12 protein-coding genes and 1 riboswitch are annotated in these 13,214 nt (G+C 68.6%); of the genes, 8 read left to right on the plus strand and 4 right to left on the minus strand.

Annotation, left to right across the window (positions count from 1 at the left end; all coding sequences use genetic code 11):
• Window positions 1–47 precede the first annotated feature (47 nt).
• From gcvH to ABIC28_RS17060, 7 genes are all read left to right on the plus strand, one after another.
• On the plus strand, window positions 48–452 hold the full coding sequence (gene gcvH, locus ABIC28_RS17030; RefSeq protein ID WP_097213379.1) for a glycine cleavage system protein GcvH: 405 nt from the start codon (window positions 48–50) through the stop codon (window positions 450–452).
• Between the two features lie 170 nt (window positions 453–622).
• The gene (gene garA / locus ABIC28_RS17035) at window positions 623–1,102 is read left to right on the plus strand and encodes a glycogen accumulation regulator GarA (RefSeq protein ID WP_072749715.1); all 480 of its coding nucleotides are present in this window, start codon (window positions 623–625) and stop codon (window positions 1,100–1,102) included.
• Complete coding sequence (gene ftsR / locus ABIC28_RS17040; protein WP_097213378.1) at window positions 1,102–1,839, plus strand: transcriptional regulator FtsR; 738 nt, start codon at window positions 1,102–1,104, stop codon at window positions 1,837–1,839. The genes garA and ftsR overlap by 1 nt, the downstream gene beginning before the upstream one ends.
• Before the next feature lie 144 nt (window positions 1,840–1,983).
• Window positions 1,984–2,457 (plus strand): bifunctional nuclease family protein, encoded by a 474-nt coding sequence (locus ABIC28_RS17045; protein ID WP_077041769.1) that lies wholly within the window; start codon window positions 1,984–1,986, stop codon window positions 2,455–2,457.
• 215 nt (window positions 2,458–2,672) lie between these two features.
• Window positions 2,673–3,269, plus strand: coding sequence for a MerR family transcriptional regulator (locus tag ABIC28_RS17050; protein WP_077041768.1), 597 nt, complete (start codon window positions 2,673–2,675; stop codon window positions 3,267–3,269).
• A 102-nt stretch (window positions 3,270–3,371) separates the two neighbouring features.
• Window positions 3,372–3,467, plus strand: a riboswitch (glycine riboswitch).
• 183 nt (window positions 3,468–3,650) lie between these two features.
• Complete coding sequence (gene gcvP / locus ABIC28_RS17055) at window positions 3,651–6,503, plus strand: aminomethyl-transferring glycine dehydrogenase (protein ID WP_269590314.1); 2,853 nt, start codon at window positions 3,651–3,653, stop codon at window positions 6,501–6,503.
• Between the two features lie 132 nt (window positions 6,504–6,635).
• Window positions 6,636–6,806 carry a hypothetical protein gene (locus tag ABIC28_RS17060; RefSeq protein ID WP_169310496.1) on the plus strand — a complete coding sequence of 57 codons (171 nt, stop codon included), beginning with the start codon at window positions 6,636–6,638 and terminating at the stop codon, window positions 6,804–6,806.
• Window positions 6,807–6,841: 35 nt separating this feature from the next.
• On the opposite strand, the gene ABIC28_RS17065 is transcribed toward ABIC28_RS17060, so the two are convergent.
• From ABIC28_RS17065 to ABIC28_RS17075, 3 genes are all read right to left on the minus strand, one after another.
• Entirely contained in the window at window positions 6,842–8,629 is a 1,788-nt protein-coding gene (locus tag ABIC28_RS17065; protein ID WP_209926510.1) for a substrate-binding domain-containing protein, read from the minus strand.
• Between the two features lie 150 nt (window positions 8,630–8,779).
• Entirely contained in the window at window positions 8,780–10,963 is a 2,184-nt protein-coding gene (locus tag ABIC28_RS17070) for a malate synthase G (RefSeq protein ID WP_097213375.1), read from the minus strand.
• A 144-nt stretch (window positions 10,964–11,107) separates the two neighbouring features.
• On the minus strand, window positions 11,108–11,800 hold the full coding sequence (locus ABIC28_RS17075) for a PaaI family thioesterase (RefSeq protein WP_269590313.1): 693 nt from the start codon (window positions 11,798–11,800) through the stop codon (window positions 11,108–11,110).
• Window positions 11,801–11,831: 31 nt separating this feature from the next.
• Here ABIC28_RS17075 and ABIC28_RS17080 point away from each other — a divergent pair, with 31 nt between their 5' ends.
• On the plus strand, window positions 11,832–12,200 hold the full coding sequence (locus tag ABIC28_RS17080; RefSeq protein WP_257017688.1) for a SpoIIAA family protein: 369 nt from the start codon (window positions 11,832–11,834) through the stop codon (window positions 12,198–12,200).
• A gap of 63 nt (window positions 12,201–12,263) precedes the next feature.
• On the opposite strand, the gene ABIC28_RS17085 is transcribed toward ABIC28_RS17080, so the two are convergent.
• Window positions 12,264–13,208 (minus strand): hypothetical protein, encoded by a 945-nt coding sequence (locus tag ABIC28_RS17085; RefSeq protein WP_354579990.1) that lies wholly within the window; start codon window positions 13,206–13,208, stop codon window positions 12,264–12,266.
• Between the last annotated feature and the right edge of the window lie 6 nt (window positions 13,209–13,214).

Below are 13,214 nucleotides of genomic sequence, written 5' to 3' on the forward strand. Positions count from 1 at the left end.
CCGCGCGGTATTCTCGCGCGCCGGTGCGATCGAAAGGACTTCTCACCTTGAGCGAAACCAACATCCCGGCCGAATTGCGCTACACCGCGGAGCACGAATGGGTGCAGCGGACCGGGCCGACGACCGTGCGGATCGGGATCACCGATTTCGCGCAGTCGCAGCTCGGTGACGTCGTCTTCGTCCAGCTGCCCGCGGTCGACGAGGCCGTGGTCGCGGGCGAGTCGCTCGGTGAGGTCGAGTCGACGAAGAGTGTGTCGGACATCTACGCTCCGTTGAACGCGAAAGTCATTGCGGCCAACGCGGATTTGGAGTCCAGCCCCGAGCTGGTCAACTCTGAGCCGTACGGAAACGGCTGGCTGGTCGATCTCGAGGTGGCCGACGAGGCCACGCTGGACGCCGCGCTGGGCGAGATGCTGGACGCGTCGGGCTACCAGGCCATCGCGGGCGGCTAGGACACGCGTGGATCGACCTGCGAGTGCCCACGTGAGAGGCATTCGCAGGGTACGGTCGATAGGGAGCGCAACCGCCTTGTCGGGGCGTAGGTCCGTATCGGAATGTGATTGTGTCGAGAAGATTTGTCCGGGAGGGTTCCCGGACCGATCGGACTTCAGGAGGAGAAACGGTGAGCGAGAACGACAGCGACGCGGTTTTTGGAGAATCGCCGGCTGAGACAACGTCGGTTTTCCGGGCGGATTTCCTCAACGAGTTGGACAGCACGACCGCTGCTCCGCAGGCAGCTGAGCAGGTCTCCGGAGTGGAGGGCCTGCCCGCCGGTTCGGCGCTCCTCGTCGTCAAGCGTGGCCCGAACGCGGGCTCCCGATTCCTGCTCGACCAGCCCACCACCTCGGCGGGCCGCCACCCGGACAGCGACATCTTCCTCGACGACGTCACGGTCAGCCGTCGGCACGCCGAGTTCCGCCAGGATCAGAACGAGTTCCAGGTGGTCGACGTCGGCAGCCTCAACGGCACCTACGTCAACCGTGAGCCGGTGGACTCGGCAACCCTCGTCAACGGTGACGAGGTGCAGATCGGCAAGTTCCGACTCGTGTACCTCACCGGCCCCCGCGGCGCCGGTAGTTCCGCTGCGGGTGCAGGTAGCTGATGACGGCGGTCGGGCAGCGGACCGAGGGCGGGATGTCGATCGGCTCCGTCCTGGATCGGCTACGTCCCGATTTCCCCGACATCACCATCTCGAAGATTCGATTCCTCGAGGCGGAGGGGCTGATAAGTCCGGAGCGGACTCCGTCGGGTTACCGACGGTTCTCGCTGGCCGACTGTGAGCGGTTGCGGTTCGTGCTCACCGCGCAGCGCGATCAGTACCTGCCGCTGAAGGTGATCAAGGAACAGCTCGAGGCGATCGACAGCGGCGTCGCGGTGGTCGGGTCGACGGAGTCGGCCCCGCGACGGCCGCGGGCCCTGTCCATCGCGCCCGGCGCGGTCTCGCCCGAGGAGTTCCGGGCCAATCGCGAGGTCCGCATCAGCCGCACCGACCTGATCGCGCGGTCCGGCGCGGACGAGGCGTTCCTGTCGGAACTGTTGCGCAGCGGGCTGATCGTGCCGGGCGTCGCGGGCTTTTTCGACGAGGACGCGGTCACCCTGGCACGGGCGGCAAAGGCGATGTCCGAGTTCGGACTCGAGGTGCGGCACCTGCGCGCGTTCAAGCTCGCGGCGGACCGGGAGGCCGGTTTGGTCGCCCAGATCGCCGGTCCCGTCGCGAAGGGCAGGGACGCGGGTGCGCGTGATCGCGCCGAGGAGATGGTGCGTGAACTCGCCGCGCTGTCGCTCACTCTGCACACCTGTCTGGTCAAGGCGGCCGTGCGCGGCGCGCTCGACCGCTGACGATCGCCCGGCCGGAGTGGTCGCGACCTGCACCTGTTCGGCGAGAGTCGAATGGGTCGCCGGGTTCGCTTAGAATTTGGGTACGGCTTCATGCGATGAGTGCGGTCGATGCCGGTGAGGCCGATCAGACGGGAGGCAGACGCGATGAGCGAGATGCGTGTGATCGGGATTCGTGTCGAGCAGCCACAGAATCAGCCCGTATTGCTGCTGCGCGAGGCCGACGGGGATCGCTACCTGCCGATCTGGATCGGCCAGACCGAGGCCACGGCGATCGCGCTGGAGCAGCAAGGCGTGGAGCCGGCGCGGCCGCTCACCCACGATCTGATCATCACGCTCATCACGGCGCTCGGCAACGCGCTGCGTGAGGTCCGGATCGTGGATCTGCAGGAGGGCACCTTCTATGCCGACCTGGTTTTCGCCGACGACCTGAGGATCTCGGCTCGGCCGTCCGATTCGGTTGCCATCGCGCTGCGGGCGGGCGTCCCGATCTACGCGGACGAGGCGGTGCTGGCGGAGGCCGGGCTGGTGATGCCCGATGAGCGCGAGGACGAAGTCGAGAAGTTCAAAGAATTCCTCGAATCCGTGTCGCCGGACGATTTCAAGGCAACCGACGGTTAGTGTGATCCCGCTGTCGAGAGACAGCGGCGAAATAGTGGCCTGGGCAACGATACGGTCTCACCCTCAAGTTGAGGTTTAGGCTTCGGCGTGTTGCGTTGACCCTGGTCAATCGTCGCAATAGCTTTGATCCATCGAACGCACACCATGTGATTCACCCCGAGGCGTACTCTGAGTCGAATCCACGGTATGGAATTCCATGCGAGAGGGAGCAGTCAGTGGGAGATCATCCGCAAGAGCCTCAGCGCGGCCTCGCCCCGTCCGAGGGTGTCGAGGATGTTCAGCCGGGCCTCTTTCCCGATGACTCGGTGCCGGACGACTTGGTGGGCTACCGGGTGCCGAGCGCGTGTCAGATCGCGGGCATCACCTACCGCCAGCTCGATTACTGGGCGCGCACCTCACTGGTCGTGCCGTCGATCCGCGGGGCCGCGGGATCCGGCAGTCAGCGCCTGTACTCGTTCAAGGACATCCTCGTCCTCAAGATCGTGAAGCGATTGCTGGACACCGGCATCTCGCTGCAGAACATCCGGGTCGCCGTCGACCACCTGCGTCAGCGCGGCGTGGGCGACCTGGCCAAGATCACGCTGTTCTCCGACGGCACCACCGTCTACGAGTGCACCTCCGCCGAAGAGGTCGTCGACCTCCTGCAGGGCGGTCAGGGTGTGTTCGGGATCGCGGTCAGTGGCGCGATGCGCGAACTGACCGGCACGATCGCGGACTTCCCGGCCGAGCGGGCCGACGGTGGCGAGAGCGAACTGAGCCCGGAGGACGAGCTCGCGTCGCGTCGCAAGAACCGGGCCAGCCGCGCCGGATAGCCCGATTTGGCGCGCACGCAGTCGACGTGGCGCGCGGCACACCACGCGGCCGGGTCCGTGGGCACAGAAGTGGTCGAACGTAGCCTAGAATTCGGGGTACGTCGCCGCCGCATGGGAGAGTTCCGGAGCACAATCCGGACGCCGAAGGAGCAATACCTCCCCGTCAATCTCTCAGGCACCGAGGACCGTGCGGGCTACGACGTCTCTGGAAAGCGGTGGGAGCACCCACCCGCCCACGGGGAAAGGGGCCTAGACGAAGGCGGCCCTCAATCTCTCAGGCGCTCGCGGCGACGAGCAGGCGACAGAGGGGGAGGAACGTTCCGCTCGGCCCGGCAGGGTCGAGCCGAATGCGCCTACGATCCTTCAGCCGCGGGAGTTGCCTTGTCAGACGCCAGTACTCGTTCATTTGTCGATCGCCACATCGGCCCCGATTCCGCCGAGCTCGAGCGGATTCTGAGCGTTGTCGGTGTCGGTAGCCTCGACGAGATGGCCGGGAAGGCCGTTCCCGCCAGCATCCTCGACGCCGTGACCGACGGGATCAGCGACGGCCTGAGCGCTCTTCCCGCCGCGCTCACTGAGCACGAGGCGCTGGCCGAGCTCTCCGCGCTTGCCGCCAGGAACACCGTCGCGACCTCGATGATCGGTCTCGGCTACTACGACACCCTCACCCCGCCCGTGCTCGTGCGGAACCTGCTCGAGAACCCCGCCTGGTACACCGCGTACACGCCGTACCAGCCGGAGATCAGCCAGGGCAGGCTCGAGGCCCTGCTCAACTTCCAGACGATGGTCTCCGACCTCACCGGCATGGAGGTCGCGAACTCGTCGATGCTCGACGAGGGCACCGCGGCCGCCGAGGCGATGACGCTGCTGCGCCGGGCCAACAAGAGCCGTTCGCCGCGCTTCGTCATCGATACCGATCTGTTCCCCCAGACCAGGGCCGTGATCGAGACCCGCGCCACCCCGCTCGGCATCGAGCTGGTGGAGGCCGATCTCAGCGAGGGACTGCCCGAGGGTGAGTTCTTCGGCGTGCTCGCCCAGCTGCCCGGCGCCTCCGGTCGCGTCGTCGACTACACGGACCTCATCGCGGCCGCCCACGAGCGTGGCGGACTGGTCGCGGTCGGCGCCGACCTCCTGGCGCTGACCCTGCTCACCCCTCCCGGTGAGCTCGGGGCGGACGCCTGTTTCGGCACCACGCAGCGGTTCGGTGTCCCGATGGGCTTCGGCGGACCGCACGCCGGGTACCTGGCTGTGCACACCAAACACGCCCGTCAGCTGCCGGGCCGCCTCGTCGGCGTGTCCGTCGACGCCGACGGCGATCCCGCGTACCGGCTCGCGCTGCAGACGCGTGAGCAGCACATCCGCCGGGAGAAGGCCACCTCGAACATCTGCACCGCCCAGGTGCTGTTGGCCATCGTCGCCGCCATGTACGCCAGCTACCACGGTGCCGACGGACTCAAGGCGATCGCCGAGCGCGTGAACGGGCGCGCTGTCGCCCTCGCGACCGGCCTGCGGTCGAAGGGCGTCGAGATCGTGCACGAGTCGTTCTTCGACACCGTGCTCGCCCGCGTGCAGGGACGGGCGGCGGAGATCGTCGAGACGGCGAAGGGCTGGAACGTCAACCTGCGCCTCGTCGACGCCGACCACGTCGGCATCGCCTGCGACGAGGCGACCACGGAGGCCCATCTCGCTTCCGTCTTCGCCGCCTTCGGCGTTCGGGCCGACACCCCGGCGGACGCGTCGACGTCCTCGCTGCCCGCCGAGATGGTGCGCACCTCGGACTACCTGACCCACCCCGCGTTCACCAAGCACCGCACCGAGACCGCGATGCTGCGCTACCTGCGGATGCTCTCGGACAAGGACATCGCCCTCGACCGGAGCATGATCCCGCTCGGATCCTGCACGATGAAGCTCAACGCCACCGCGGAGATGGAGCCCATCACCTGGCCGGCGTTCTCGGGCCTGCACCCGTTCGCGCCGACGGCGGACGCGCCCGGCATGCTGCAGATCATCCACGACCTGGAGGGCTGGCTGGCGGCGATCACCGGCTACGACGCGGTGAGCCTGCAGCCGAACGCAGGCAGCCAGGGCGAGTACGCCGGCCTGCTGGCCATCCGGAACTACCACCTCAGCCGCGGCGACGATCATCGCGACACCTGCCTGATCCCGTCCAGCGCGCACGGCACCAACGCGGCCTCCGCCGTGATGGTCGGCATGCGGGTCGAGGTGGTCGCCTGCCGCCCCAACGGCGACGTCGACCTGGCGGACCTGAAGGCGAAGATCGCGGACCACGCCGAGCGGCTCGCGGCCATCATGATCACCTACCCGTCCACGCACGGCGTGTACGAGCAGGAGGTCGCGGACATCTGCGCGGCCGTGCACGACGCCGGGGGACAGGTGTACGTCGACGGCGCGAACCTCAACGCGCTCGTCGGCCTGGCCCGGCCCGGGCGCTTCGGCGGCGACGTGAGCCACCTGAACCTGCACAAGACCTTCTGCATCCCGCACGGCGGCGGCGGTCCGGGTGTCGGTCCGATCGGTGTGCGTTCACACCTGACCCCGTTCCTGCCCGGGCACCCGATGGCGCCGGAACTGGGCGGATCGGGCCCGGTGTCGGCCGCACCGTACGGCAGCGCCTCCATCCTGCCGATCACCTGGGCGTACATCCGGATGATGGGCGCGACCGGACTGCGGCGCGCCTCGCTCACCGCCATCGCGTCGGCGAACTACATCGCACGCCGCCTGGACGAGTACTTCCCGGTGCTCTACACCGGTGAGAACGGCATGGTCGCGCACGAGTGCATCCTCGACCTGCGTCCGCTCACCAAGGAAACCGGTGTCACGGTCGACGATGTCGCCAAGCGCCTGGCGGATTACGGCTTCCACGCGCCGACGATGAGCTTCCCGGTGTCGGGCACGCTCATGGTCGAGCCAACCGAGAGCGAGAACCTGGACGAGATCGACCAGTTCTGCGACGCGATGATCGCCATCCGCGGCGAGATCGACCGGGTCGGCGCCGGCGAGTGGCCGGTGGAGGACAACCCGCTGCGCGGGGCGCCGCACACCGCGGGCTGCCTGGCGGCGGACTGGGACCACCCCTACTCGCGCGAGCTCGCGGTGTTCCCGCTCGGCAAGGCCAGGGCCAAGGTGTGGCCCTCGGTGCGTCGGATCGACGGTGCGGCGGGTGACCGGAACCTGGTGTGCTCGTGCCCGCCGATCGAGGCCTTCAGCGGCTGATCGCACTCCGGGCGGTCGCGCGCACTCATGAGGAGACCGAACGGTCCTTGTGGGCCGCGACCCGCCCGGAGGACGATGGGGTGGGTATGGGCGGCTGGTCGGCCGCCCTTGTCGAGCCGAAGGTTCAGACACATGTTCACCACCATCGCAAGAGCCGCCGCCGCAACCGCCGTCGTGATGTCAGTCGCCGCCCTCGCCGCCCCGGCGGCCTCCGCCGAGGATCGCATCATCGGGGGAGGGTCGTTGCAGTTCTGCTTCGTCGTCCCGCTGCCCGGCTCCGCCGAGATCAACTGGTGCCTCTGACGTTGGCGTGACGCCGTGGTCGGCCTCGTCCGGCGTCAGCCGAGCGCCTGGCCGATCGCGGCACCCAACTCGGGACCCTGCGAGGACCCGACGGCGGTCATCGAACCCCCGGTCTGCTCCGCGAGGGCCCGCAGGGTGTCGGCATCGGAGTTCTCGCCGATCGTGATGACGTCGATGCGGACCGGCTTGCCGCCCACTGTGGTCTCCCGGATCGACGCCAGCAGCTGCCGGGCCGTGATCGACGTGTCGTCGTTCGGGCCGTCGGTGATCAGCAGCACCGAGTTCGGGCGGTCCGCGCCGTATCCCCGCACCGCATCCGCGTAGGCGGCCAGGGTCGCCGCGTAGGTGGACGTCGCCGTCGCCGGGGTCAGGGAGTCGAGCGCCGTGTCGATCGCCTGCCTCCGCGTTCCGGTGCCGACGGTGTCGGTCAGCGAGCCCGTCGGGACGGCGATCTTGTATGCCTTGGCGCCGTCGAGGTTCTTCGAGTAGATCCACAGCCCGAGATCGGTGGAGTCGGGTGTCCGGTTCAGTTGCTCGGTCAGTGCCGCGGTCGTGTTCGTCAGCCGCGTCCCGTCGCCCTCGACGTTGCTCATCGAACCCGAGACGTCCAGCAGGACGGTCGATCTGCGGGGCACCACCGGATTGGCGAGCGTTCGGCTCAGCGTGTCGACCACGGGCCCGGTAGCAGGCTGCAGTGGCGTGTCGATCGGTGCGAAGGGCACCGCCCTCACCGCCGAGGGGGACTCGCCGTCGACCCGGAAACCGGCGTCGCGTAGCACCGTCGCCTGTTCGGGACGGCGGAGGTAGTCCACGAACTCCGCGGCCGCCCGGCTGCGTGCCTCGTCCACCCAGCCGGCGGAGATGATCGCGCCGGGGTGATCGGCCATCGGGGTGGCCCCGGCAGGAAGGAACGCGGTGAGCGCGTTCACGCCTGGCTCGGCGGCGTAGAGCTGCTGCTCGGTGACCGCCACCGCGTGCGGGGCGCCCGCCCGTCGATCCTGCTGTGCACCGAGCGCCGAGAGTGCATCCGCGGTCGCGGCGGGCTTGTCGGGAGCCGACGGGAACGCGGCCGCGGAGCCGACCGCGAGCGAGGAGAGTGCCGAGACGACCGGTGCGGATGCGGCCTGCGCCTCGGTGACCGGCCCGGCACCCGCACCCGACACCGCCGCGGCGACGGCCTCGGCTGCCTGGGTGGAGGGGTCCGAGCCGGGACCGGTCGGCAGGGCCAGCTTCAGCGAGCCCCATCCGGGGAGTCCGATCCCCGGCAGCCCGTTCGGGTCGGACTGCAGGCGCGCGAGGTCCTGCCAGCCGACATTCGATGCGATGAGAGCCTGGGCCAGCGGGACCGGGGCCGCCAGCAGCACCGGCGAGGTGGCGAGCGACTTCGGCTGGCCGTCGATCAGTCCGGTCTGCCCGCTGAGTCGGGCGACGGACTGGGTGCTCTGCGGAATCCACAGCGCCGGTGCCGGTCCGGGCCCGGACCAGTCCTTCCCGGCGCTCGCCGCCAGCGCGTCGACCACGGTCTGCGAGGTGGCGGGGGTGACGGTGACGGTGATGCAGTGGTCGCGCACGACCGGGGCGGTCTGGGCATAGCGGTCTGCCAGGGTCTGGATCTGCGGGGCGATGTCGGGATCCGCGGTCACGTCGAGGACGGCGGGACCCTCGACGCAACTCTGCGCCGCCTGGGTGCCCTGGTCCGAGATCCGGTCCCTGAGCTGGAACCAGCCGACCACGGCGAGCACGACGGCGATGACTGCTCCCACCGCGATCACCGGGCCCCTGCTGACACCCCTCGTGCCCTCTGCGCCGCGATGCTGCCCCACGTGTGCCCGCCTTGTCGTCGATCGGTGACGGCACGCAGGTCCGTCTCATCGGTACCCCAGCAGTCTACGGACGACCGCGCCGTGGAAGCGGCGAAGCCGCCACCGGACCGGATCGGTCTGGTGGCGGCTTCGCGGTGCTGTCGCTGCCTGTCAGGCGTTGGCGGCCTTGTACTCCCGCCGGCGGCGATGCAGGATCGGCTCGGTGTAACCGCTCGGCTGCGACGCGCCCTCGAGGATCAGCTCCTTGGCGGCCTGCCAGGCGATGTTGGTGTCGAAGTCCGGCGCCATCGGGACGTAGGTGGCGTCACCCTCGTTCTGGCGGTCGACGACCGGGGCCATCCGCTCGAGGCTGGCCACGATGTCCGCCTCGGTGACGATGCCGTGGCGCAGCCAGTTCGCCAGCAGCTGGCTCGAGATGCGCAGGGTGGCACGGTCTTCCATGAGCGCGACGTCGTGGATGTCCGGCACCTTGGAGCATCCGACGCCCGCGTCGATCCAGCGGACCACGTAGCCCAGGATGGACTGGCAGTTGTTGTCCAGCTCCTCCTTCTTCTCCGCGTCCGACCAGTCGGTGCTCGGGGCGAGCGGAATGGTCAGGATGTCGTCGACACTCGCGCGCGGCTTGCCCTTGAGCTCGTCCTGGACGGCGAACACGTCGACGCGGTGGTAGTGCGTCGCGTGCAGGGTTGCGCCAGTGGGCGAGGGGACCCACGCGGTGTTGGCGCCGGAGCGGGGGTGACCGATCTTCTGCTCGAGCATGTCCGCCATCAGGTCGGTCATGGCCCACATGCCCTTACCGATCTGCGCCTTGCCCTGCAGGCCAGCGGCCAGTCCGGTGTCGACGTTCCAGTCCTCGTAGGCGCCGATCCACTTCTGCTTCTTCATCTCGGCCTTGCGCACCATCGCGCCGGCCTCCATGGAGGTGTGGATCTCGTCGCCGGTGCGGTCGAGGAAGCCGGTGTTGATGAAGACCACGCGCTCGCTGGCCTCCTTGATGCAGGCGGACAGGTTGACCGTGGTGCGACGCTCCTCGTCCATGATGCCGACCTTGAGCGTGTTCGCGGGCAGGCCGAGGACCTGCTCGACGCGACCGAACAGCTCGGTGGTGAACGCGACCTCTTCGGGGCCGTGCTGCTTCGGCTTCACGATGTAGACCGAGCCGGTGCGGCTGTTGTCGTGCGGTCCGTTGGCCTCGCTGATGGTCAGGCCGTGCACCGCGCAGAGGCTGGTGATCAGCGCGTCGAGGATGCCCTCGGGGACCTCGTTGCCGTCGGCGTCGAGGATCGCGGGGTTGGTCATCAGGTGCCCGACGTTGCGCACGAACAGCAGCGAACGACCGTGCAGGGTGAGTTCGCCGCCGTCGGCCGCGGTGTAGGTGCGGTCGTCGTTGAGCCTGCGGGTGAAGGACTTGCCGCCCTTGCTGATCTCCTCGGCGAGGTCGCCGCGGTTGAGTCCCAGCCAGTTGCGGTAGCCGACGACCTTGTCGTCGGCGTCGACAGCCGCGACCGAGTCCTCGAAGTCCATGATCGTGGTGAGCGCGGACTCGAGGACGACATCCTTGACCCCGGCCGCATCGGTCTGGCCGATGGGGGAGCTCGCGTCGATCTGGATCTCCGCGTGCAGTCCGTTGTTGCGCAGCAGGACCGAGGTGGGCGCGTCCTTCTCGCCGAGGTAGCCGACGTACTTCTCCGGCTGCGCGAGCGTGGTGACGGTGCCGTCGGTCAGCTCAACCTTCAGCTCGGCGCCGTCGACCCAGTAGCGCTTGGAGTCGGCGTGGCTGCCCGCCGCGAGCGGCGCCGCGGTGTCGAGGAACTCACGGGCCCAGGCGATCACCTTGTCGCCGCGGACCTTGTTGTAGCTCTTACCCTTTTCGGCGCCGTCCGCCTCGGAGATGGCGTCGGTGCCGTAGAGCGCGTCGTACAGCGAGCCCCAGCGAGCGTTCGAGGCGTTGAGTGCGAACCGGGCGTTGAGCACCGGCACCACGAGCTGCGGGCCTGCGGTCGTCGCGATCTCCGCGTCGACGTTCTGGGTCTCGATGCTGAACGGGGCAGGCGTCGGCAGCAGGTAGCCGATCTCCTGCAGGAACGCCTTGTACTCGGCGGCGTCGAAGGCCGGGCCGGAGTGATCGCGGTGCCAGGCATCGATCTGCGCCTGCAGGTCGTCGCGCTTGGCCAGCAGTGCCTTGTTCTTCGGGGCGAGGTCCTCGATGACCTTGACGGCACCCGCCCAGAACGCGTCTGCGTCTACGCCGGTACCCGGGAGAGCTTCGGTGCCCACGAAATCGTGGAGAACCTTGGCGACCTGAAGACCACCGACCTGCACGCGCTCAGTCATGAAATGCCTCACTTCTCTGGGAATGCCTCATGTAGACGGACTAGATGTTACTCGGCGGTAATCGTCTAGCTGTTTGTCCTGGTGGGCTAACAGTCCAACCGTACTGATTCGGCCGGTATTCCAGGGGGACACGGCGGTGGCCGGCTAAGCGGGCGGCGCGGCGGGCCCGATGAAGATCCCCTCGGCCTCGACGGTGACGCCGAGGGCGTCCGAGAGGGTCCCGACCACGATGGTCTTGCGGCCATCGTTGCGATCGATCCGGGCCTCGGCGCGCAGCGGCCCGAGCGGGGTGCCGCGCCGATAGCGCAGCGTGAGGGTGCCGGTGAACCGCGGCTCGATCGAACTGGCGGTGGTGCCGAGCAGGTGATCCATCACCAGTGCGCAGATCCCGCCGTGCACGAGCCCCGGCGGGCCCTCGTAGGCGGCGCCGAGGCTGACCTCGGTCCAGTGCAGGCCTGCGTCGTCGGACTCGATGACCAGCGGGGGGGCGATCGCGTTCCGCAGGCCGATCCCCGCGTTGCCCCAGGCGATCGACTCGCCGTCGGCGGTGAACCGCATCCCGAACCCGCCGTCGATCTGGGTGGCGCGCAGCTTCGCGGTGGCGTCGACGATCGTGGCCTGGACCTCGCGGATCACCGCCTCGTCGACCTCGGTGCGAATGGTGGCGTCGACGAGGTCGCGGACCGCCGCGGTGAGCGGGCCGTAGAGCGCCCGGCGCCGGGCGAGTTCCTGGGTGTCGATGTCTTCTCGGGTGAACTTCACCGTGTGATCGTGCAGCACGCGTTCGAAGGACGCGAGCGATTCGGTGCCGCCCATGGCACTCTCGCGTTGCGTCACACCGGGACTCGAGCTGTGAAACCATGGATTCGTGATCGAGACCATGCAGAACCTGCCGGCGGGCACCCTGGGTTTCCGGGCGACCGGGACGGTGACCGCGCAGGACTACAGGGACGTACTCGACCCGGCCATCGACGCCAAGATCGCCGAGCACGAGAAGGTCAACATCGTCTATGTGCTCGGCGACGACCTGAGCCGCTACACCGCCGGTGCGCTGTGGCAGGACGCCGAACTCGAGACCCGCCCACGGCACAGTTGGGGTCGCATCGCGCTGGTCACTGATCACGAGTGGATCGGCACGGCCATTCACCTGGTCAGGTTCCTGATTCCCTGCGAGGTCCGCGCCTTCGCGCTCGCCGACGAGCAGGCCGCGATCGAGTGGGCCTCACAGGGCGGCTGATCGGGAGGGCAAGGACCTCGGCCGGGCGGCGGCGGGCTGGTGGCACGTCGCGCATATTCGCACTCACGATGTGGATCGGCCGGCGATGAGGTCGCGCACGGCGTGAAAGGCGGGCTTGGGCGTGTAGTCGTCGCGCAGGAGTCCGAAACGGCTGGTCCATTCCGCGCCGCTGTGCCCATCTCGCAGCCCGAAGAACTCGTATGCCGTGACACCCACGCCGGAATCGAGAGCGGCGTCGGCCACGGTCTCCAGGACGATGCGCTGCGTTGCCTCGTCCCGATCGGCGCCCGTCGGCCACCCCGTTTCGGTGACGTGAATCGGGGTGCTCTCGGGGACCCCGGATTCTGCTGTGACGGAACGGAAACGCTCCAGTAGATACGTGACCGAAGCGGCGAGCCGATCGTGCGGGATGGGGTGGAATACATCGGGAAAAGCATCCAAGCCGATGTAGTCGAGTGCCTCGAGGTGTTCTACGCCGACGGTGTCGGCCAGCCGCCGCCAAAAGGCCGGATCGGCCATGCCGGCCGAGTTCACCCCGATCTCGACGTCGACGCCGAGTCGCTCACGTTCCTCGAATGCGGCAGCGATGCCGGCCGCAACGGCATCGAAGCATCCCGGGCTGCCCCCGTCCTGCGGTGCCGGCATGTTCAGCTCCTCGCCGACCTGCACCTTGCCGCCGCCCCATTCGGCGACGTCTCGAACAGCGTCGCGGACGAACTCGGCGAAGCCACTCGCGTCCGGCGCCGGGCTCTGATAGCAGGCGACCAGGTCGATCAGACGCCCGTCTCCCGCGTACAACCCGGGGCGGTCGGGAGTTCGGGAGGTCGCCGTTCCCCGCTGTGCACCGACCCCGAAGTGTCGATAGCAGCGCACATAGAAGGCGGGCGCGTCACCTTGCAGACTCCGAAGGGCCGCCAGGGTCGCTGTGGGGTCTTCCGGTGGGCAGTCGAGTGGTCGAAAGTCGACAAGGTCGGCCGCGACCACGCCAGGCCAGATCCCGAAAATCACGTCACC

The organism is Rhodococcus sp. PvR044 (assembly GCF_040548995.1).
Taxonomy (GTDB): Bacteria; Actinomycetota; Actinomycetes; order Mycobacteriales; family Mycobacteriaceae; genus Rhodococcus_G; species Rhodococcus_G oryzae.